This is a genomic window from Lysinibacillus sp. FSL W7-1291 (assembly GCF_038593415.1).
Taxonomy (GTDB): Bacteria; Bacillota; Bacilli; order Bacillales_A; family Planococcaceae; genus Lysinibacillus; species Lysinibacillus fusiformis_D.
In genome coordinates this window covers 3,228,127-3,250,790 of record NZ_CP151994.1, presented here as the reverse complement: position 1 = coordinate 3,250,790, position 22,664 = coordinate 3,228,127, and the positions used below count along the sequence as shown (strand labels likewise).

At 38.9% G+C, this 22,664-nt stretch carries 22 protein-coding genes, 1 riboswitch and 1 other annotated feature; of the genes, 21 read left to right on the top strand and 1 reads right to left on the bottom strand.

Features of this window, described 5'->3' with window-relative positions:
* Positions 1-9 precede the first annotated feature (9 nt).
* The 11 genes from NST76_RS15740 (at position 10) to NST76_RS15690 (ending at position 14,110) form a co-directional block, all read left to right on the top strand.
* Positions 10-2,376, top strand: coding sequence for an endonuclease MutS2 (locus NST76_RS15740; RefSeq protein WP_271910647.1), 2,367 nt, complete (start codon positions 10-12; stop codon positions 2,374-2,376).
* A 22-nt stretch (positions 2,377-2,398) separates the two neighbouring features.
* Positions 2,399-2,812: a DUF350 domain-containing protein gene (locus NST76_RS15735; protein WP_036128246.1), complete on the top strand. Its 414-nt coding sequence runs from the start codon at positions 2,399-2,401 to the stop codon at positions 2,810-2,812.
* A 428-nt stretch (positions 2,813-3,240) separates the two neighbouring features.
* Complete coding sequence (locus NST76_RS15730) at positions 3,241-4,935, top strand: AMP-binding protein (protein WP_101966537.1); 1,695 nt, start codon at positions 3,241-3,243, stop codon at positions 4,933-4,935.
* A 147-nt stretch (positions 4,936-5,082) separates the two neighbouring features.
* Entirely contained in the window at positions 5,083-5,664 is a 582-nt protein-coding gene (locus tag NST76_RS15725; protein ID WP_036128243.1) for a TetR/AcrR family transcriptional regulator, read from the top strand.
* A 14-nt stretch (positions 5,665-5,678) separates the two neighbouring features.
* Positions 5,679-6,452, top strand: coding sequence for an enoyl-CoA hydratase (locus tag NST76_RS15720; protein ID WP_036128241.1), 774 nt, complete (start codon positions 5,679-5,681; stop codon positions 6,450-6,452).
* A 113-nt stretch (positions 6,453-6,565) separates the two neighbouring features.
* Positions 6,566-7,339 carry an electron transfer flavoprotein subunit beta/FixA family protein gene (locus tag NST76_RS15715; RefSeq protein ID WP_036128240.1) on the top strand — a complete coding sequence of 258 codons (774 nt, stop codon included), beginning with the start codon at positions 6,566-6,568 and terminating at the stop codon, positions 7,337-7,339.
* 47 nt (positions 7,340-7,386) lie between these two features.
* A complete protein-coding gene (locus NST76_RS15710; RefSeq protein ID WP_058844336.1) occupies positions 7,387-8,364 on the top strand; it encodes an electron transfer flavoprotein subunit alpha/FixB family protein in 978 nt (325 codons plus the stop codon).
* Between the two features lie 129 nt (positions 8,365-8,493).
* Positions 8,494-8,726: a binding site (T-box leader), on the top strand.
* A gap of 58 nt (positions 8,727-8,784) precedes the next feature.
* Complete coding sequence (locus NST76_RS15705) at positions 8,785-10,134, top strand: amino acid permease (RefSeq protein WP_058844337.1); 1,350 nt, start codon at positions 8,785-8,787, stop codon at positions 10,132-10,134.
* Between the two features lie 121 nt (positions 10,135-10,255).
* On the top strand, positions 10,256-10,567 hold the full coding sequence (gene trxA / locus NST76_RS15700; protein WP_004226420.1) for a thioredoxin: 312 nt from the start codon (positions 10,256-10,258) through the stop codon (positions 10,565-10,567).
* 124 nt (positions 10,568-10,691) lie between these two features.
* Positions 10,692-12,482 (top strand): excinuclease ABC subunit UvrC, encoded by a 1,791-nt coding sequence (gene uvrC / locus NST76_RS15695; protein ID WP_036128233.1) that lies wholly within the window; start codon positions 10,692-10,694, stop codon positions 12,480-12,482.
* A 109-nt stretch (positions 12,483-12,591) separates the two neighbouring features.
* A riboswitch (Lysine riboswitch) is annotated at positions 12,592-12,770 on the top strand.
* 113 nt (positions 12,771-12,883) lie between these two features.
* Positions 12,884-14,110, top strand: coding sequence for an aspartate kinase (locus tag NST76_RS15690; RefSeq protein WP_342544121.1), 1,227 nt, complete (start codon positions 12,884-12,886; stop codon positions 14,108-14,110).
* A 95-nt stretch (positions 14,111-14,205) separates the two neighbouring features.
* On the opposite strand, the gene NST76_RS15685 is transcribed toward NST76_RS15690, so the two are convergent.
* The gene (locus NST76_RS15685) at positions 14,206-14,640 is read right to left on the bottom strand and encodes a YslB family protein (protein ID WP_036128229.1); all 435 of its coding nucleotides are present in this window, start codon (positions 14,638-14,640) and stop codon (positions 14,206-14,208) included.
* A gap of 272 nt (positions 14,641-14,912) precedes the next feature.
* Between NST76_RS15685 and NST76_RS15680 the strand changes: the two genes are divergently transcribed.
* The 10 genes from NST76_RS15680 to NST76_RS15635 all read left to right on the top strand — a co-directional run bounded on the left by NST76_RS15680 (position 14,913) and on the right by NST76_RS15635 (position 22,557).
* Positions 14,913-15,521 (top strand): succinate dehydrogenase cytochrome b558 subunit, encoded by a 609-nt coding sequence (locus tag NST76_RS15680; protein ID WP_036128227.1) that lies wholly within the window; start codon positions 14,913-14,915, stop codon positions 15,519-15,521.
* Between the two features lie 66 nt (positions 15,522-15,587).
* Positions 15,588-17,342 (top strand): succinate dehydrogenase flavoprotein subunit, encoded by a 1,755-nt coding sequence (gene sdhA, locus NST76_RS15675; protein WP_036128225.1) that lies wholly within the window; start codon positions 15,588-15,590, stop codon positions 17,340-17,342.
* Positions 17,343-17,347: 5 nt separating this feature from the next.
* Entirely contained in the window at positions 17,348-18,127 is a 780-nt protein-coding gene (sdhB, locus tag NST76_RS15670; protein ID WP_058844339.1) for a succinate dehydrogenase iron-sulfur subunit, read from the top strand.
* A gap of 225 nt (positions 18,128-18,352) precedes the next feature.
* Positions 18,353-18,817, top strand: coding sequence for a thioesterase family protein (locus NST76_RS15665; RefSeq protein ID WP_036128221.1), 465 nt, complete (start codon positions 18,353-18,355; stop codon positions 18,815-18,817).
* Positions 18,818-19,004: 187 nt separating this feature from the next.
* The gene (locus NST76_RS15660) at positions 19,005-19,226 is read left to right on the top strand and encodes a LuxR C-terminal-related transcriptional regulator (RefSeq protein ID WP_004226437.1); all 222 of its coding nucleotides are present in this window, start codon (positions 19,005-19,007) and stop codon (positions 19,224-19,226) included.
* A gap of 74 nt (positions 19,227-19,300) precedes the next feature.
* Entirely contained in the window at positions 19,301-19,753 is a 453-nt protein-coding gene (locus tag NST76_RS15655; RefSeq protein ID WP_016991542.1) for a MarR family transcriptional regulator, read from the top strand.
* A gap of 10 nt (positions 19,754-19,763) precedes the next feature.
* Complete coding sequence (racE, locus tag NST76_RS15650; RefSeq protein ID WP_036128218.1) at positions 19,764-20,561, top strand: glutamate racemase; 798 nt, start codon at positions 19,764-19,766, stop codon at positions 20,559-20,561.
* Positions 20,562-20,695: 134 nt separating this feature from the next.
* Positions 20,696-21,445, top strand: a complete 750-nt coding sequence (rph, locus tag NST76_RS15645) for a ribonuclease PH (RefSeq protein WP_141904741.1) — start codon at positions 20,696-20,698, stop codon at positions 21,443-21,445.
* A gap of 2 nt (positions 21,446-21,447) precedes the next feature.
* Complete coding sequence (locus tag NST76_RS15640; protein ID WP_036128214.1) at positions 21,448-22,041, top strand: XTP/dITP diphosphatase; 594 nt, start codon at positions 21,448-21,450, stop codon at positions 22,039-22,041.
* Positions 22,042-22,053: 12 nt separating this feature from the next.
* Positions 22,054-22,557 carry a metallophosphoesterase gene (locus NST76_RS15635; protein WP_036128211.1) on the top strand — a complete coding sequence of 168 codons (504 nt, stop codon included), beginning with the start codon at positions 22,054-22,056 and terminating at the stop codon, positions 22,555-22,557.
* Positions 22,558-22,664: the final 107 nt, after the last annotated feature.

The following is a 22,664-nucleotide window of genomic DNA, read 5'->3' as shown; positions in this document are numbered from 1 at the left end:
GTGTTCTCAGTGATAGCAGAACGCGCATTGAAAACACTAGAATACGATAAAGTTCGGCAACAAGTGGCCTCATATTGTACTTGCTCTATTGGGAAATCTGCCATTGAGGAGCTTGTACCACAAACAGATTTTGATAAAGTAGTACAATTATTAGAGGAGATGGATGAGGGATTATCCATTTTACGTGTTAAAGGCAATGTTCCAATGGGAGGAATATTTGATGTACGACCATCTGCAAGACGTGCCCAAATAGGAGGCATGCTAGCAGCAATAGAATTAATGGAAATATCGAGCACAATTCGAGCGAGTAGAATTTTACGTAATTTCATTGAGGATTTAGAGGCTGATGAAGTGATTGAAATTCCACATTTCATCGCGAAAAAGGAAGCGATACCTGTTTTAACAGGTTTGCAACATGAAATCAACAACTGTATTGATGACAATGGAGCTGTTTTAGACTCGGCTAGTCAAACATTGCGTTCTATACGCCAATCTTTACGAGCTGAAGAAGGGAAAGTCCGTTCTAAGCTGGAAAGTTTAATTCGTGGAAGTAATGCAGCGAAAATGCTTTCTGATACACTTGTGACAATTCGTAATGATCGCTTTGTTATTCCTGTTAAACAAGAATATCGTCACCATTATGGCGGGATTGTCCATGACCAATCCTCTTCTGGTCAAACCTTATTTATCGAGCCAGACTCTGTTGTACAAGCGAATAATGAAATTCATCGCTTAAAAATGAAGGAGCAGGCGGAAATTGAGCGTATTTTACTGGCATTAAGTGCAATGGTGCAAGAAGTAGCATCAGATTTATTTAATTTAGTGAAAGTTTTAGGGGATATTGATGTTATTTTAGCTAAAGGCAAATATGGACAAGCCAATAAATGTACAATGCCTAAAATGAATAAGGATGGCTATATTCGACTAGTTCGTGCACGTCATCCACTTCTACCAATAGAGATAGCTATTCCGAATGATATTGAATTTGGTAAAGAAATTACAGCTATTGTCATTACGGGTCCTAATACAGGTGGTAAAACGGTAACATTGAAAACGGTAGGTCTGTGTACATTAATGGCGCAGGCAGGATTACCAGTGCCAGCATTAGATGGCTCAGAACTTGCTGTATTTGAGCAATTGTTTGCTGATATTGGTGATGAGCAATCAATTGAGCAGTCACTTTCTACGTTCTCGTCTCATATGGTCAATATTGTAGACATTCTACAAAAATTTGATCATGAATCACTTGTTCTTTTCGATGAATTAGGAGCAGGTACTGATCCTCAGGAAGGAGCAGCCTTAGCTATCTCCATTTTAGACGAAGTACATGGACGCGGTGCACGTGTAATGGCTACAACTCATTATCCTGAGCTAAAAGCGTATGGCTATAATCGACCAGGTGTTGCCAATGCTAGTGTAGAGTTTGATATTGAAACTTTGAGTCCAACCTACCGTCTACTTATTGGTGTACCTGGGCGCTCTAATGCATTCGAAATATCCAGTCGTCTTGGACTGCCTGAATCCATTATCGATCGTGCGAAAGGCTTTACAGGGACAGATCGACATGAGGTTGAATCGATGATTGCCTCATTGGAGGAAACACGTCGCCAATCAGAAGATGATGCAGAACGTTCCCATGCATTGCTAGTAGAATCGGAAACTTTACGTAAAGAGCTTCAAGATAAATTGCAAGCCTATGAAGAGCGTAAAGAGGCACTTGATAAGAAAGCAAAGGAAAAAGCTCGTAAAATTGTTGATGAAGCGAAAAGAGAAGCGGAAGCGATTATTGCAGAGCTTCGAGAAATGCGCAAAAATGCTGATCAAGTTGTCAAGGAGCACGAATTGATTGAAGCACGTAAACGTCTGGAAGAAGCAACACCACTTGAAGACAATAAAGTACTGAAAAAAGCAGCGCAAGTAAAAGCACGTGCGCAAAACTTAGTTGTCGGGGACGAGGTAAAGGTGTTAAGCTATGGTCAACGAGGTACTTTGTTAGAAAAAGTGTCAAATACCGAATGGGTTGTCCAAATGGGGATTTTAAAAATGAAAATCGCTGATAGTGATTTAGAGTATATTAAGCCTGAAAAAGAGACGGTATTACGAACAGCTGGTGTGAAAAATCGCAATAGCCATGTAAAATTAGAATTAGATTTGCGTGGTGAACGCTATGAGGACGCTATTTTAAGAACAGAGAAATATATTGATGATGCGTTACTCGCTAATTATGGGCGTGTGTCTATTATTCATGGGGTTGGTACAGGGGCTTTACGTCAAGGTATTCAAAGCTATTTAAAGAAGCATAAGCGCGTGAAATCCTTCCGTTTTGGTGAAGCCGGCGAGGGGGGCTTAGGCGTCACAGTTGTTGAATTGAAATAAGCTATAAAGGGGACGGAGAAAAATGCTGAATTCTGGCTTTTGGCGATATCCAATTATCGAAACGGCAGGATATTTTAGTGTTGTTGTATTATGTTTAGTCGTCTCGATGGCATTGTTCGAAGTCGTTACGAAATATAAGAATTGGGAAGAAATTAAAAATGGTAATGTTGCTGTGGCCCTTGCAACAGGTGGAAAAATACTAGGGATTTGCAACATCTTTCGTTTTTCCATAGCACGCCATAGCACATTAAGTGAAATGATTGGCTGGGGTCTTTTTGGCTTTACACTATTGATTGTAGCGTATTTCTTATTTGAATTTATGACACCTCGTTTTAATGTAGATCAAGAGATTGCCAATGATAATCGCTCAGTTGGTTTCATTTCCTTTACCATTTCAGTCGGTCTATCGTTTGTAATTGGGGCAAGTATTGCATAGGAGTGTCATGACATGGAAAAATTAGCAAAAGTACTAATCATTGTCTGTATTGCATTTTTGGCAGTGGGCGTCTACTATATGATGACTGTTTAAGTAAAAAACGCATTCTCTTATGAGGGTGCGTTTTTTGTATTTACTTCAATTTCTGCTAACAGCTATTCATTTTCCTCCATAACCTGAATAAATAATTATTTTTATAGTATAGGAATATCCTCATAATTTTCTATTTGAAAGATTTGAGAATGAATGAGGATTCATAAGGTGTATGCAAATAAAACAGACTAAACATCTGTCATATTAATGTTGTGAATTGCATAATAATTAATCGAAAATGCATTTATTTTCTATTTTCTGTTTGAAACTGCATTTCTTTTTCATTATAATAAATATAAGAATTGACAAAGTTTGGGACAAAGGGGAGAGGACGTATGACAGCAAAACCATGGCTAGCAAATTATCCTGAAGAAGTACCACCGTCTTTAACGTTTGAGGAAATTCCAGTGCAAGAGTTTTTGACACGCGCCTATAAAAAGAATCCATCCAAAGTTGCGATTCATTTTATGGGGAAGGATTTGACGTACACCGAGCTATATGAGTCAGCTTTAAGGTTCGCAAACTATTTACAAGCATTAGGTGTGGAAAAGGGAGATCGAGTAGCCATTATGCTACCTAACTCGCCACAAAGTGTAATCGCTTACTACGGCGCTATGTATGCAGGTGCTGTTGTCGTACAAACAAATCCACTTTATACTGAACGTGAGCTTCAATACCAAATGGCTGATTCAGGTGCAAAGGTTATTCTTGTCATGGATATTTTATATCCAAGAGTGATGAAAATTATGAAAGAGACAGCACTTGAAAATGTTATCGTGACAGCCATTAAAGATTATTTACCATTCCCAAAAAATTTAGTCTATCCATTTATTCAAAAAAAGCAGTATGGCTTTAGTGTCAAGGTTGAACATAGCGGGCAAAATCATTTATTTTCAGAAATCATGCGCTCTGCACCGATTAAGGTAATTGATCATATCTCATTTGATTTTGAAGAAGACCTAGCACTCTTACAATATACTGGTGGAACAACGGGGTTCCCAAAAGGGGTTATGTTAACCCATAAAAATTTAATTGCCAATACGACAATGTGTGATGCCTGGATGTATAAATGTGTGCATGGTGAAGAGACCATTATGGGCATTCTTCCATTCTTCCACGTCTATGGTATGACAACGGTTATGCTATTATCAGTATTCACTCAAAATAAGATGGTGCTCTTACCGAAATTTGATGCTGAAACGGCATTAAAAACGATTGATAAACAAAAACCAACACTTTTCCCCGGTGCACCAACCTTATACATTGGTCTTCTAAATCATCCAGACATTGCGAATTATAATTTATCATCTATTAAGGCGTGCTTAAGTGGCTCTGCTTCATTGCCAATTGAAGTTCAGGAGAAATTTGAAGCGGTTACTGGTGGGAAGCTTGTAGAGGGCTACGGATTAACAGAAACATCACCTGTAACACATGCTACGCCAATTTGGGGTAAGCGAGTGATTGGTTCAATCGGTTTACCTTGGCCTAATACAGAAGCTGTTATTTTACGTACAGGGGATACGGAAGAGCTTCCAGTTGGCGAAGTGGGTGAAATCGCTGTCAAAGGTCCACAAGTGATGAAGGGCTACTGGAACCGACCTGAGGATACAGCAGCGACATTTGTCGATGGCTGGTTTTTAACAGGTGATCTTGGTTATATGGATGAGCAAGGTTTCTTCTATGTAGTGGATCGTAAAAAAGATTTGATCATAGCGGGTGGCTTTAATATTTATCCTCGTGAAGTGGAAGAAGTGTTATACGAACGCGAAGAAATTCAAGAGTGTGTTGTTGCAGGCATACCTGACCCGTATCGTGGAGAAACGGTAAAAGCTTATATTGTTTTAAAAGAAGGATATTCGATCTCGGAGGACGAATTAAATAAATATTGCCGTCAGCATCTAGCGGCATTTAAAGTTCCTCGTTATTATGAATTTAGAGAGGAACTACCAAAAACAGCCGTAGGAAAAATTTTACGCCGCTCTTTGGTAGACGAAGAAAAAACAAAATTGGCGAATAAAGAAGCGAAATAAATACGTGTGAAAGTATTGACAAGTAATGCTGTAAAATATAATATGAAAATATGAATGAATGACCATTCATATTTTCATATTTTTTTAGGTTCACACGTCATATTGATATTGTAGACGTGCGCATGTTTTTTAGGTGGTGATATAAAAGTGAAACGAGATAAGCCGAAATATAAGCAAATTATTGATGCAGCTGTCATCGTTATTGCGGAAAATGGGTATCACCAAGCGCAAGTATCGAAAATCGCCAAACAGGCAGGGGTGGCCGATGGAACAATCTATTTATATTTTAAAAATAAAGAAGATATATTAATTTCTGTCTTTAATGAAAAAATGGCTGTTTTTGTAGAGTCATTACAAGATATAATAGAAAATGGAAGTACGTCTCGTGACAAACTTTCACGAATGATTGCCAATCATTTTAATGTTCTTGCGACAGATCGATACCTAGCAACCGTCACACAATTAGAGCTTCGCCAGTCAAACAAAGACTTACGATTAAAAATTAATGGTGTACTACGTGAGTATTTACATTTACTCGATCAAATTTTAGTCGAAGGTATGCTTTCAGGGGAGTTTAATCAGACGATGGATGTACGCTTGGCACGACAAATGGTTTTTGGAACAATTGATGAAACGATTACGTCGTGGGTTATGAATGACTATCGATATGATTTGATGGAACAAGTTCCAAAGGTTCAGGCATTAATCCTGAACGGCATTAAAGCTTAAAAGGATGTGGAGAAATGGAATTTCTAAGTTGGAAAGTAGAAGATGGGGTAGCGATTATTACAATTGCACGCCCACCAGCAAATGCATTATCTCGCGGTATTATTGCAGAAGTTAACGCTGTCTTAGATGCTGTTGAACACGATGATGCAGTAAGAGTCCTTGTACTTCATGGTGAAGGCCGTTTCTTCTCTGCAGGGGCAGATATTAAAGAATTTACTGGGGTAGAATCTGGAGAAGAATTTACGAAGCTAGCTAGCAACGGGCAGCAAGTATTTGAGCGAGTTGAATCATTCTCGAAGCCTGTTATTGCAGCCATTCATGGTGCGGCATTAGGCGGTGGGCTTGAATTAGCCATGAGCTGTCATATGCGATTTGTCACTGAATCGGCAAAACTAGGTTTACCTGAACTACAATTAGGTCTTATACCTGGCTTTGGTGGTACACAGCGCTTACCACGTTATGTAGGTGTAGCAAAGGCTGCTGAAATGATGTTTACAAGTGAGCCAATTACTGGTGCAGAAGCCGTGCAGTGGGGCTTAGCGAATCGTACATTCTCAGACGAAGCACTGCTAGATGAAACGCTGAAAATTGCGAAAAATATTGCAAAGAAAAGCCCAATTGCTTTAAAAGCAGCTATTCAAACATTGCAATATGCAAAGCATGCATCATTTTATGAGGGCATTGAAGCAGAGGCAACATCCTTTGGGACAGTATTCGTATCAGAAGATGCCAAAGAAGGAATTCAAGCATTCATTGAAAAGCGTGAGCCTGTGTTTACTGGCAAATAATTTCCCAAATGTCGATAACAGTTTTAAGATGTTATCGGCGTTATCGAAACTGAAAATATATAATATTTATAAGTTTACTTAGAATTATAAAACGTTCCAGGAGGTATGGATATATGAATATTTTTGCATTAATTAAACGTACGTTTGATACAGAAGAAAAAATCGTAGTGTCGGGTGGTAAAATCCAAGAGGACGGCGCAGAATTCATTATCAACCCTTATGATGAATATGCCATTGAAGAAGCAATCCAAGTTCGCGATGCTGCTGGTGGTAAAGTAACAGTAGTGACAATTGGTGGCGAGGATGCAGAGAAGCAATTACGTACAGCACTTGCCATGGGAGCAGACGAAGCAGTGCTAATTAATACGGAAGACGATTTAGATGAGTTAGACCAAAATGCAGCAGCTTATCTATTAGCGGAATACTTAAAAGATAAAGAGGCTGATTTAATTTTAACAGGAAATGTTGCGATCGATGGTGGTTCAGGTCAAGTAGGTCCACGTGTTGCAGACTTATTAGATATAAATTATGTAACAACGATTACAAAGCTTGAAATTGATGGAACATCTGCGAAAATTGTTCGCGATATCGAAGGAGATTCAGAGGTAATTGAAACTTCTTTACCATTACTAGTAACAGCTCAGCAAGGTTTAAATGAGCCACGTTACCCATCTCTACCAGGTATTATGAAAGCGAAAAAGAAACCGCTTGCAGAGCTTGAGTTAGATGATTTAGATATCGATGAAGATGATGTAGAAGTGAAGATTGAAACAGTAGACATCTTCTTGCCAGCTCAAAAAGCAGCAGGCCGCATTCTAGAGGGCGACCTTTCTGTACAAGTAAAAGAGCTAGTAAATCTACTTCACACAGAAGCAAAAGTTGTTTAATTATTTGATGTTAATCGAATCTTAAAGGGTAACGGAGGGAATATGCTATGTCAAAAAAAGTATTAGTATTAAGTGAAGTTCGTGAAGGAAGCTTACGTAATGTTTCTTTCGAAGCAATTGCAGCTGCAAAACAAATCGCTGATGGTGGCGAAGTTGTTGGGGTACTTTTAGGAGATGCTGTAGCAAGTTTAACAGGACCATTATTTGAATATGGTGCTGACCGCGTAGTAACAGTGGAACACCCACATTTAAAACAATATACATCTGATGGCTATAGTCAAGCACTATTAGCTGTTATCGAGCAAGAAAAACCTGCTGGCATTGTCTTTGGGCATACAGCAAATGGAAAAGATTTATCACCAAAAATCGCAAGTAAATTACAAGCAGGTCTAGTATCTGATGTTACTGCTATTGAGGGTGCAGGCGATGATGTTGTCTTCATCCGACCAATTTACTCTGGTAAAGCTTTTGAAAAAGTGAAAGTGAAAGAAGGCGTTGTTTTAGCTTCCATTCGTCCAAATAACATTACACCTTTAGAAAAAGCAGAAGGTAAAACTGGCGATGTGTCTGCAATCACTGTTGATATTACAAACCTTCGCACAATTATTAAAGAGGTTGTTCGCAAATCTTCAGAAGGTGTTGATTTATCAGAAGCGAAAGTAGTCGTTGCTGGTGGTCGTGGGGTGAAATCTGAAGAAGGTTTCGAACCATTAAAAGCGCTAGCAGATTTACTAGGCGGTGCAGTTGGAGCATCACGTGGTGCATGTGACGCTGAGTACTGTGACTATTCACTACAAATCGGTCAAACTGGTAAGGTAGTCACACCAGATCTTTATATTGCGGCTGGTATTTCGGGAGCGATTCAACATTTAGCAGGAATGTCAAATTCAAAAGTAATTGTTGCTATTAATAAAGATCCAGAAGCTAATATTTTCAAAGTAGCGGATTATGGTATCGTTGGAGATTTATTCGATGTGATCCCACTTCTAATAGAAGAATTTAAAGCGTTAAAAGTAAACGCGTAATGCACAAGCGGGAAGGGCTAATCCTTCCTGCTTTTTTTGTGATGAAGTACTATTTGAAAATTATCGCAAAATAAAATATTGACATAATTAACGTTAGCCAGTATAGTGATTGATACAATAATAATGATTAGAAACGCAAAGATTAGGAGTAGTAAAAGCTCATTATTCGGTGAAGAGAGCTGCGGGATGGTGCAACGCAGACCAATAAGACTTTGAACTTGCCTAGGAGTGGTAACATAAATAGAATTGTCGGATTATTCTATTTGTTTGACGATTAACCTTCGTTACAGGGTTTTTAAGCTGGGTTCTCAAGAACCAATTAGAGTGGTACCGCGGTTTGCTGATAGCATATCGTCTCTTCTTTCATTTGATGATGAAGGAGTAGATGATATGCTTTTTTGATTTTTAGGAGGTAAGAAAGTGGAAAAGAACAAGCAACAATTAACAAGAACTATGACCTCGCGTCATATCACCATGATGGCGTTAGGTGGAGCCATCGGAGCAGGTCTATTTAAAGGAAGTAGTGCAGCCATTGATATGGCAGGACCTTCAGTGCTGATTGCCTATTTAATAGGGGGCATTATTTTATTATTTGTCATGCAAGGTCTAGCAGAAATGGCTGTTCGAAATAAAGACGCAAGAACGTTCAGAGATTTAGTTCAATCAGTGTTGGGAAAATACCCTGCTTATTTCCTAGATTGGATCTATTGGAAAATGTGGGTTTTAAATATTGCAGCAGAATCTGTCGTCGCCGCTATTTTTATTCAATATTGGTTGCCAGAATATCCAATTTGGATACTTGCCCTGTCTGTTTCTGTGTTAGTGACAGCCATTAATTTATTATCGGTGAAAATATTTGCGGAAACAGAATACTGGCTAGCATTGATCAAAATTACCGTTATTATTGTCTTTATTATAGCAGGACTTATTTTATTACTTGCTACGTTTGGAAACCATAGCGCCGTTGGTTTTTCTAACTTAACTGAGCACGGTGGTTTTTTCCCTAACGGATCTATGGGATTAATTGCTGCTATGTTAGTTGTTATTTATTCTTATGGTGGTACAGAAATCATTGGGATTACATTAGCAGAAACGAAAAATCCTGAGAAAGTAGTGCCAAAAGCGGTTCGTAGTACATTAGTACGTATTGTTACATTCTATTTACTGCCTTTCTTTATTATCGTAAGCTTGATTCCATGGAATGAAGTAAACGGAGTTCCTGAAAGTCCTTTTGTAATGGTGTTCAAAATGATTGGCATTCCAGGCGCAGATCACATTATGAATGCTGTTGTGATACTTGCCATTATTTCTTCCATGAATTCAGGGCTTTATGGCTCATCCCGTGTACTATATACACAAGCTGTAGACGGACGGGTTCCTAAAATATTTGCCCACTTATCTAAAAGAAAAGTGCCAGTATATGCTATTTTAATGTGTACATTAGCGATGTATTTAGGAGTTATTCTATCTTTATATGTTGGCAGCAAGACTTTTGATTTTCTAATGGGATCACTTGGCTATACCGTGTTATTTATTTGGTTAATTATTGCGATTGCCCATTTGAAATCCCGTAAAAAACAAGCAGAACATACAAGTGCCTATGAAGTAAAATGGTTCCCGTATACAACATGGATTGCCATTATGGCGTTAAGTGCGATTTTAATTGGGATTATTTTTACAACATCTATTATCGTGACAAGCATTACGTTAGGCATTTATCTTTTTATAACATTCACCTATGTATGGAAAGGTCGTTATCAAGCCAATTAATGGTCTTTATAGTTTTTTTCGACACAGTTTTTCATAAAAAATACATTGCAGGCAGATTGTTCGCTCAAGTGAATTTATCCATGCTATACTACAATCATAGTAAGTTTAAGGAGGATTTCAAATGGCAATTGTACATGCAACAGATGCTACGTTCCAGGACGATATTAAAGAAGGGTTAGTACTTGTAGACTTTTGGGCTGCTTGGTGCGGACCTTGTAAAATGATTGGGCCAGTTCTTGAAGAAATGGACGCTGCAGGAAGTGCGGCTAAAATTGTAAAAGTTGATGTAGACAATAACCAAGGTACTGCAGCTCAGTATCAAATTATGTCAATTCCGTCTTTACTATTATTTAAAGATGGAGAATTAGTTGACAAAACTGTAGGCTTCCAACCGAAAGAAGCTTTAGAAGCATTTATCGCAAAACATGCGTAATTAATGAAGTTCACAAAAGCCGGACCATCAATAGATGTGTTCGGCTTTTTTTCGTTATATAATAAAGGTAATATCTATCATATTCAATTGAGAGGGATTTTTACGTAGGGGGGGCAGGTAGGTAATGAACGATTTAATCAAGCGTAAACTAGATATTTTACCGGATCAGCCTGGCTGCTATTTGATGAAGGATCGTCAAGGGACAATCATTTATGTGGGCAAAGCGAAAATACTGAAAAACCGTGTACGTTCTTATTTTACGGGAACACATGAAGGCAAAACACAAAGGCTTGTCGGTGAAATAGAAGATTTTGAGTATATCGTGACATCATCTAATATTGAAGCACTTATTTTAGAGCTGAATCTCATTAAATTACATGATCCAAAATACAATGTCATGCTAACAGATGATAAGACATATCCATATTTAAAAATTACGAATGAAAAACATCCACGTCTTATTACGACACGTAAGGTAAAAAAGGATAAGGCTAAATATTTTGGTCCTTACCCCAATGCTTATGCGGCAAGTGAAACGAAAAAGCTGTTGGATCGATTGTATCCATTGCGCAAATGTGTCCAATTGCCTTCCAAAGTTTGCTTGTATTATCATATGGGGCAATGTTTAGCACCTTGTGTAAAAGAAATTAATGGTCAGGTTTATCAAGAGATGATTGAGGATATGACGAAGTTTCTAAATGGTGGTGTCGAGGCAGTCAAAAAAGAGCTTGAAGTTAAAATGCTTGCAGCTGCTGAAAACTTAGAATTTGAGCGAGCGAAGGAGTTTCGCGATCAGATTGCACATATTGATACGGTCATGCAGAAACAAAAAATAGTATCAAGTGATACAACGAACCGCGATGTATTTGGCTATGCCGTCGAAAAAGGCTGGATGTGTGTGCAAGTTTTCTTTGTTCGCCAAGGAAAGCTGATTGAGCGTGATGTCTCGGTTTTCCCAATTTATCAAGATGCTGAGGAAGAGTTTTTAACATTTGTTGGCCGCTTTTATGAAAAACCAGAGCATATTAAGCCGAAAGAAATTTTTATTCCACAAGCAATTGATGCAGCCATCTTAACGGAGTTATTAGAGCTTAAAGTTCTTACACCAAAAAGAGGTCAAAAGAGGGAATTGGTTGAATTAGCAACTAAAAATGCTGAGATTGCTGTGGCAGCTAAATTCCAGCTAATTGAACGGCAGGAAGAACGGACAATTGGTGCTTGTGAGGCACTTGGTGAAGCAATAGGTATTTCAACGCCATTACGAATTGAGGCATTTGACAATAGTCATATGCATGGCACGGATGCTGTATCGGCTATGGTTGTCTTCATTGATGGAAAGCCTGCGAAAAAGGAATATCGTAAATACAAAACGCGTACGGCTGCAAAGCATGATGATTACGGTGCGATGCAAGAGGTTATACGTCGGCGATATTCGCGTGTCTTAAAGGAAGGCTTGCCATTGCCAGATTTGGTCTTAATTGATGGTGGCAAGGGGCAAATGGAAGTCGCCCGTGAAGTACTAGAAGATGAGCTTGGACTTGTTATACCGATTGCAGGTTTAGCAAAAGATGATAAGCATAATACGTCGCAGCTATTGTTTGGTGATCCACCAGAAGTAATTGCCTTAAAGCGTACTAGTGATGGCTTTTATTTATTACAACGAATTCAGGACGAAGTTCACCGCTTTGCTATTACCTTCTTGCGCCAACAGCATGAGAAGCATGCCATTCAATCGGTGTTAGACCATATTGAAGGTGTGGGGCCAAAACGCAAGCAGCAGTTGCTCAAACATTTTGGTTCAGTTAAGAAAATTCGAGAGGCGAGCGAGCTAGCTTTGCAGGAGGCAGGAATACCTGCTAATTTAGCGAGCCAAATTTATAGCTATTTTCAGCAAGAGTCATTGTCAAAGGAATAGACATGTGCTAAGGTTGTAAATAACATTGTTCGTCAATGTGATGAATAGCGAACTGGTGTGGCTAGCATGTTGACGCCAGCGTTAAACCAATTGAATACATTCACTTTATGGTGATGATAGAGGTGCAAGATTCAAGAGTAACACAATGGAGGATGAACAAGTCCAGAGATCGTGTGTGAAAGGGGAGCTTGCCGAAGTATAGCATTGTTGTTTCCTTTGTTGTACTGGTTTTACATTTAAGAAATGTAAGATTGTCGATTCTAAAAGTTTCGGAGAGCTATCACACATGCACAAGTTACGATCATTGTACATGTTATAGGCAGCTTTCACGTTATGTGGAGGCTGCCTTTTAGTTTTCTAGAAGCAGGTGAAATATATGACTGGAAAGGAGAACGCAAGAAATGGCTAAAATAGTGATGAAGTTTGGAGGGGCTGCACTAGCTTCTACTGAACAAATCCAAGAGGCAGCAAGGAAGGCGATTGCTGAAAAGGACAGAGGCTTCAATGTAGTCGTGGTCGTTGCAGCAATGGGACACACAACGAAAGATGTGCAAACGATGGTACATCAACTAACGGACGAAGTGCCCAAACGAGAATTAGCTGCAGTCGTGTCTACGGGCTCTCAATTATCCAGCGCTTTATTTGCCATCGCATTACAGGAAGCGGGCTATGAGGCAGTGTCCTTAACTGGATGGCAAGCAGGTATACATACAGATTGTAAGTATCGTCATGCACGTATCGACTATATCGATGACAGTCGTATTGAAGAACATCTTGTACAGGGACAAATTGTAGTGATTGCTGGAGAACAGGGTATTGATGAGGAACAAAATATTACTACACTTGGCAAAGGCGGAGCTGAAACAACAGCTATAGCACTCGCGGTAGCATTGGAAGCAGAGCGAACTGATATGTACACAAATGTTGACGGTGTTTATACAGCAGATCCACGCTATGTCAGCAAAGCTCAAAAGCTGCAGGAAATCTCCTATGATGAAATGCTGGAGTTATCTAATTTAGGATCACATGTTATTCATCCTCGTGCAGTGGAGTTAGCAAAAAAATTTCAAATGCCCGTTATTATACGCTCTAGCTTAGTAGAGTCAGTAGGTACTTTATTGAAGGAGGAAGTGGAAATGGAGAAAAATTTAGTCGTCCGTGGTGTAGCCTTTGAGTCAGATATTATCCGTTTAACAGTGGGGTATGATGCGTATGCCGATGGTGCATTGGCAGATATGTTTACAATCCTTGCAGAAAACCGCATTAATGTAGATATTATTGTACAGGCAATCATTGATGGCTTAAAACCAACTGTGTCTTTTTCCATTTTAAAAGAAGAATTTGCGGAAACATTGCGTGTTCTAGAAGATAGTAAATTGTCACTTGGCTTTAGTTTTGCTGACTTTGAAATAGGGTTGGCGAAGGTTTCTATCATTGGCTCAGGTATGGCCTCTAATCCAGGTGTGGCTGCTCGCATGTTTGATCGATTACGTCGTGAAGATATTCCTATAAAAATGGTTAGTACGTCTGAAATAAAAGTGTCTGTTGTTGTACCACAGGATGATATGATTCGTGCAGCAAATGCCTTGCATGATGAATTCAATTTAGAGCAAGCACTTTATATATAATAATAGAAGAAACAGTATTTTATGTAATAGTCCGAAATTAAAGGAAGAAAAAAGAAGGATTGTCATCCCGTTGAATAGGGAGACAATCCTTTTCATCATTCAGTAGGGATGGTATTCATAATACGTTCCTTGACATCCCATTTGACTGTAAACATGACATAGTGCTGCTTTTCTCGCTTTTCATCATAGCATTCTGTAAGGTAGCCTTTAGCTAATTGAATTTGCTCTGCTATAAATCCTGCTTCCAGTCTAAAGCTTCGTTGTTTGATTTGCAATATTTCAGGGTCATTTGTCAATTGGAAAATGCGACCATCCTTTGATTCCTTCATGAGCTCTAGTGTACCCCAGCAGGCATCTGCGAAAAATGCGATAAGTTCGTCTTGACTTTTGCATGGGAACTTGCGAGCAAGCTCTTTACCTGCCCAATAAAGGACATCATTCTCATGTTTACCAAGGATAGAAGATAGAATATGATCGCGAATGAGCTCATAACCAAATGATGAAATTGTAGGAGATGGAGTGTTTAACATTGTTATCCTTCTTTCTTAGAATTTTCTTAAAATTCAACAGTAATAAAGTAATGATAGATTTTTCGAGAAAAAACAACGCATCATGTACTAGATTAGTTCTTTAATAAGCTCTATGAAAAACTCCGAGTTGCCTTGACGCTCGTAGCTCTTGAGAGTACAATAAACATGTCATAATATTGTACCATGATGAAATACACAGTCAATGAAGTATCATTTACAAAATGATGACTTCTTTTGTTGTGCTATTTTAAGTACTAAGGGGGGTAACAGTCTTGTCGAAAGATCGAGAGTTTTTATGGCGTCGCTTACATTCTCTACTTGGTATCATTCCAGTAGGTCTGTTTTTAACGATGCACCTGTTCATTAACTTTACAGCAACAGGCGGGGCAGAAAGTTACAACGATGCTACCGCAGTAATGGAAAAGATTCCATTCCTTATCCTAGTTGAATGGATTGTCATCTATATTCCATTAATGTTCCACGCATTCTATGGTGTCTACATTGCATTCACTGCTACACCAAACACAGGACGTTTCAGCACATACCGTAACTGGATGTTCTCTTTACAACGTTTCACTGGTGTATTCCTAGTGATTTTCATTGCATGGCATATTTTCCAAACTCGTATTCAAAAAGCACTTGGCACACACGTTGATTACGACATGATGGCGAATATCGTTGCTAATCCATTCATGCTTGGATTCTACATTGTTGGTATTATATCAGCAACTTTCCACTTATCTAACGGTTTATGGGCATTCCTAGTAAGCTGGGGTATTACACAATCTCCTCAGTCTCAAAAGATTGCTACTTACGTAACAAACATTATTTTCGTAATTCTAAGTGTAGTTGGTGTGGCTGCTATTTTAGCTTTCGTATAATTCAATAGAAGCTACGATAGAGTAACAGCAATCATTGCAATTTTTTAAGAGGAGTGAGAAATAATCATGGCGAAAAGCAAAATAATTGTTGTCGGCGGTGGTCTTGCCGGTCTGATGGCAACGATTAAAGCAGCTGAAGTTGGTACTGAAGTTGATTTATTCTCATTAGTTCCTGTAAAACGCTCACACTCTGTTTGTGCGCAAGGCGGAATTAATGGTGCGGTAAATACAAAAGGTGAAGGGGATTCTCCATGGATTCACTTTGATGATACAGTATATGGTGGGGACTTCTTAGCGAACCAACCACCAGTAAAAGGTATGTGTGACGCAGCACCTGGCATTATCCACTTAATGGACCGTATGGGTGTTATGTTCAACCGTACACCAGAAGGACTTTTAGATTTCCGTCGTTTTGGTGGTACTTTAATGCACCGTACAGCTTTCTCTGGTGCAACAACTGGTCAACAATTACTATATGCGCTAGATGAGCAAGTTCGTTCTCATGAAGTAGCTGGTTTAGTAAATAAATATGAACACTGGGAATTCCTTGGTGTTATCATCGATGATGACGGCGTTTGCCGTGGTATCGTAGCGCAAGATATGCGTACAGAAGAAATTAAATCATTCCGTGCAGACGCTGTTATTATGGCGACTGGTGGCCCTGGTATTATCTTCGGTAAAACAACAAACTCTGTTATTAACACAGGTTCTGCTGCTTCTATCGTTTATCAACAAGGTGCTTCATATGCGAATGGTGAATTCATTCAAATTCACCCAACAGCGATTCCTGGAGATGACAAAAACCGTCTAATGTCAGAATCAGCTCGTGGTGAAGGTGGTCGTATTTGGACTTATAAAGACGGTAAACCTTGGTACTTCTTAGAAGAAAAATACCCAGCTTATGGTAACTTAGTACCACGTGATATTGCAACACGTGAAATTTTTGATGTCTGTGTAAACCAAAAACTTGGTATTAATGGCGAGAACATGGTATACCTAGATCTTTCTCATAAAGATCCACATGAATTGGACGTTAAACTTGGTGGTATCATCGAAATCTACGAAAAATTCGTAGGGGATGATCCACGTAAATTACCAATGAAAATTTTCCCAGCAGTTCACTATTCAATGGGTGGATTATGGGTTGATTACAACCAAATGACTGAAATTCCTGGTCTATTTGCAGCAGGTGAATGTGATTACTCTCAACATGGTGCAAACCGTCTTGGTGCGAACTCATTATTATCTGCTATCTACGGTGGTATGGTTGCAGGACCAAACGCAGTAGATTATGTAAAACACCTTAAAAAGCATGCAGAAGATCTTCCACAAGAGATTTACGATGCTCGTGTCAAAGAGGAGCAAGCGAAATGGGATGCTATCATGAAAATGGAAGGCACAGAAAACGCTTACTTACTGCATAAAGAGCTTGGTGAAATGATGACTGCTACAATGACTGTAGTACGTTACAATGATCAGCTTGAAGATACATTGAAAAAACTTGATGAGCTTACTGAGCGTTGGAATAACATCAACATTAACGATACGCAAAAATGGAGTAATCAAGGCGCGCACTTTACGCGTCAACTTAAAAATATGTTAGTGCTTGCAAAAGTAATGACAAAAGGTGCACTATTACGTAATGAATCTCGTGGTGCACACTATAAACCTGATTTCCCTAACCGTGATGACGAGCAGTTCTTAAAAACAACAATGGCGAAGTTTGACCCAACTACTGGTAATCCAATCATCACGTACCAAGAAGTCGACGTTTCTTTAATCCCACCACGTAAACGCGACTACTCTGCGAAAGGAGACTAAAAGTTATGCAAATCGCAGCTAATACTGGAAGAATGGTCAAAGTGGAAATCTTACGTCAAGACACACAAGGCGGCAATAGCTACTGGCAAAAATTCCAAGTGCCTTACCGTCATGGTATGAACGTAATCTCAATTTTAATGGAAATTCAAAAAAATCCTGTTACTGAGGATGGTGTAAATACATCGCCAGTATCATGGGATATGAACTGTTTAGAAGAAGTTTGTGGTGCATGTTCAATGGTCATCAATGGCCGTCCACGTCAATCATGTTCAACACTTGTTGATCAATTGACTGAGCCAATTAAGCTTGAGCCAATGAAGACATTCCCTGTTATTCGTGACCTACAAGTTGACCGTGAACGTATGTTCAATGCACTTAAAAAAGTGAAAGCTTGGGTACCAATTGATGGTACTTATGATTTAGGTGAAGGTCCACGTATGCCAGAAGGTAAACGTCAATGGGCTTATGAATTATCTAAATGTATGACTTGTGGTGTATGTATGGAAGCATGTCCAAACGTGTCTGAAAAAGCTTCATTCATCGGACCAGCTCCATTATCACAAGTACGTCTTTTCAACACTCACCCAACTGGTGCAATGGTTAAAGATGAACGTTTAAATGCTATTATGGGTGATGGTGGCCTTGCGAACTGTGGTAACTCTCAAAACTGTGTAGCTGCATGTCCAAAAGGTATTCCTTTAACAACATCTATCGCTTCACTAAACCGTGCAACTACAGTGCAAATGTTCCGTAACTTCTTCGGTTCTGATCACTACGTAGATTAATATACGGACAAGCTAAATGCCCAAACTCTCTTACACTTTGTGTGAGGGAGTTTTTTTATTTGAAGTTGCATATGATATAAACAGAAGGAATATTTGTGATAAAAGGCGTAAATTGCGGTTTTTTCTATGATAATATAGTATTTTCTTTTATAATGAATATGTATTCATTTCATTTGCCGTCATTATAATTAAAACAGGCAAATACATAACAGGGGATGGTGTAACATGAAAGCAAACTATATTGAAGATTTTCAAGAGTGGGAAAAGGATTTTTCCTTTTATAGTGAGGTACGTGTACGTTTTTCAGAGACAGACATGTTTGGTCATATGAACAATACCGTTAGCTTTACATATTTTGAGCAAGCAAGAATTGATTATTTCCATCATTTAGGTATTTTAATGCCTTCAGCAGTTAATGAGGATGTGGAGGCTATACCGATAGTGGCCGATTTACAATGTGATTATGTGAAGCAGGTCTTCTTTGATGATGTTCTCCGAATTTACACAAAGATCGCGAAAGTTGGAAATTCATCACTGGACATTCATTATCTTGCTAAAAATCAAAAGAATGAAATTTGCTTCACTGGTCGTGGAACAATTGTGCAAATGGATCCTCGAACAGGCAAGAGTGTGCCGATTTCTGAGGAAGATAGGACGAAATTCATTCAATTGGCGATTCTTCCTCATTAGTTTATAGTGTAATTATATGAAAGTTTATTGAAAAAGTAGGAATTGCATTTTACATAAAATTTATGAATGTATCGATGTAATTTTCGAAATTTTTAAGGAAACATGGAATAATCATGCAAATAGCCGTCACCGCTTCCAGCCCCTTAACATAAGTTACAATACGTGCGGGGGAGGAGGGTGTAACTGAATGAATGGCTCTCATCATCGTTCTCTTTTAACAAACCGAGAACGTGAAATATTTGCGCTTTTATTAGCTGAAAAAACAACGAGAGATATTGCAGAGCAGCTTGGTATTAGTGAAAAAACAGTGCGGAATCACATTTCCAATACAATTCAAAAGCTAGGTGTAACGAATCGATCTCAGGCGTTAATTGAGCTGTTACGCTTGGAAGAATTTAAATTAGACTAATGGACACTTGCTATTTCGTGAAAAAAACGACAAAATAGAACTATTCAACGTATTTTTAGGAGTGAAATAGTTATATGTCGGATGAAGTAACAAAGCACTCACCTGAAACCGTTGCAACGGTTGAAAAGGAATTACGCTATATAGCGGCCATCGTGAAGCAAAAGGGAAGAGAAATTGTTTCCGACTATGCGATAACGCCGCCACAATTTGTTGCATTACAGTGGTTAGAAGAGCTTGGTGATATTACAATTGGCGAATTATCAAACCGTTTATATTTAGCCTTTAGCACAACAACAGATTTAGTGGATCGAATGGAGAAAAATGAATTAGTCAAGCGTGTGCGTGATGAAAATGATCGCCGTGTTGTTGTCGTTCATCTTCTCGAAAAGGGCGAACGTATTATTCAAGAAGTTATTGAAAAAAGGCAGCAATACTTGCAGGAGATGCTTGTTGGTTTTAATGAACAAGAAGTCGCGCAATTATCAAGCTATTTAGAAAAACTACATGTACACATGAAACAGGATTGAGGCGGAAAGTATGAATGCCCCGATAGGCGTTATTGACTCAGGAGTAGGCGGTTTAACCGTAGCAAAAGAAATCATGAAGCGATTGCCAAACGAAACGATCTATTATATTGGCGATACAGCAAGATGTCCGTATGGTCCAAGAAGTCGTCAGGAAGTACGGAATTTCACTTGGCAAATGGCAAAAGCACTCGAAAAAATGAATATTAAGATGCTCGTTATTGCTTGTAATACAGCGACTGCAGTAGCACTCGAAAGTTTACAAAGAAATATGCCTTTTCCGGTACTAGGCGTTATTAATGCTGGCGCACGTGCAGCTGTAAAAAAGACGAAGCGACATGAAGTCGTTGTGCTTGCAACAGAAGGAACAATTAAAAGTGGGGCGTATGAAGAAGCCTTATTATCACTTAATACGTCAACACATATTATCCCACTAGCATGTCCAACATTCGTACCACTTGTAGAAAGTGGCGAATACAAAGGTGACTTTGCAAATAAGTTAATAGCTGAAGGCTTAAAGCCGTTGAAAAATCGACAATTTGATACGGTTATTTTAGGGTGTACACATTACCCTATTTTACAAAAACAAATTGAAGCTGTTGTCGGAGGAGATGTGAATGTGTTATCTTCTGCGGAGGAAACAGCAAAAGATGTTCAAGAAATGTTAGCGTATAACGGCACTTTAGCAAATGCTGATGCGGTGCCTGCCCATAAATTTTTTGCATCTGGTTCTGTTCCAATTTTCCGTTCAATCGCTGAGAATTGGCTGGAGCAAGGTACTCTTGACATAAAACGTATGACATTAAAATAAAAAATCAGCTTAGCAACAGGCTAGGCTGATTTTTGCCGTTTTTTTAGCTATGTACATAAACGTCTGAGTACTTTTTTGATGGCACAAATTGTGATAAGATGAGGGCGCGAAAGTTTTTAGGAGGAACGAATGATATGACAAGATTTGATGGAAGAAATGCAGACGGGCTACGACCTGTAAAAATGGATACAGAGTATCTATTACACCCAGAAGGCTCGGTATTAATTCAAGTAGGTAATACAAAAGTAATTTGCACAGCAACAATTGAAGACAAAGTACCTGGCTTTTTACGTGGCCAAGGGAAAGGATGGATCACAGCCGAGTACTCAATGCTTCCTCGTGCAACCGCTCAACGTACACCACGTGAATCCTCACGAGGAAAAGTCAATGGCCGTACGATGGAAATTCAACGCTTAATTGGGCGTGCATTACGTGCTGTTGTCGATTTAGAAGCCCTTGGAGAACGCACTGTATGGATTGACTGTGATGTTATTCAAGCTGATGGTGGCACTCGTACAGCATCTATTACAGGAGCATTTGTTGCAATGACACAGGCAATTGCTAAGTTTGCTGAAGAAAAGCCATTTGAGAAGTTCCCAGTAACAGACTTTTTAGCGGCAACAAGTGTTGGCATTGTAGAAGAACAAGGTGCCATTCTTGATTTAAATTATGTAGAAGATGTGGCTGCTGCTGTTGATATGAATATTGTGATGACAGGCACAGGGCGATTTGTTGAAATACAGGGTACAGGTGAGGAAGCTACCTTTTCTCGTGAAGAACTGAATGAATTGTTAGCATTGGGTGAAAAAGGCATTCAGCAATTAGTAAATCTTCAAAAAACAACGCTTGGTGAACTGGCCAACAAAGTCGGAGGGAATCAATAATTATGAAACAAGTAGTCATCGCCACAAAAAATAAAGGAAAAGCAAAAGATTTTGAAGCATTATTTGGTCCACTAGGTTATGAAGTAGTGACAATGTTTGAAGTAGCACCAGAAATGGAAATAGAAGAAACTGGTACAACATTTGAAGAAAATGCAATCTTAAAAGCAGAAGCGTTGGCGAAGGAACTTGGCACAATTGTGATTGCAGATGATAGTGGCTTAGCAGTGGATGCATTAAATGGTGAGCCAGGCGTGTATTCTGCCCGCTATGCTGGCGATCATGACGACGAAGCAAACATGGTAAAATTGTTAGCTAATTTACATGGTGTCGAAGATGACAAACGTACTGCCCGTTTTTGCTGCTGCATTGCAATTGCAGGACCTGATTTTGTAACGACAACGGTATTCGGCACATGTGAAGGGGTTATTGCACATGAAAAACGTGGAACGAATGGATTTGGCTATGATCCAATCTTTTTCGTACCAAGCTTAAATCGTATGATGGCTGAGCTTTCACCAGAGGAAAAAGGCTCTATTTCTCACCGTGGCAATGCCATTCGCAAGTTAAAGGAACAATTACCGAATCTTATAAAATAAGAGGTGATATCCATGAAAATACTTGTTATGAGCGATACACATGGTGATAGCCATGTCATCGAAAAGGTTAAAGGTTTTTATCCTGAAATAGATGTTGTCATTCATTGTGGAGATAGTGAACTTCCTTTCTCACATGAGGCATTAAAAGGCGTGAAAAAAGTAAGAGGAAACTGTGATCGTGAAACAGCTTTCCCCGAAGAGGAAATTTTCACAGTCAATGATGTTAAAATTTTTGTGACGCATGGCCATTTATTCAATGTGAAAAATTCCATCTTATCATTAACCTATCGGGCCAAAGAGGTGGACGCACAAATCGTATGCTTTGGTCACTCTCATATCCTTGGTGCCGAAATGATTGATGATATTTTATTTTTAAATCCTGGAAGCTTATTAAAACCACGTGGTCGTAAAGAGAAAAGCTTTGCGGTTGTGGAAATCACTGCAACCTCTTTTAAAGTCGCTTGCTTGACAGATGATCATCAAAGTATTGCGACTCATATTTTTCAACGAAATTAACATAAAATAAAAATCCGCATAACATTAAAGTTATGTGGATTTTTATGTAGGCTTTCTAGTGGTAAATTTGACTAGGAATGATTAATGTTGAAATAGCAAAAATAAAT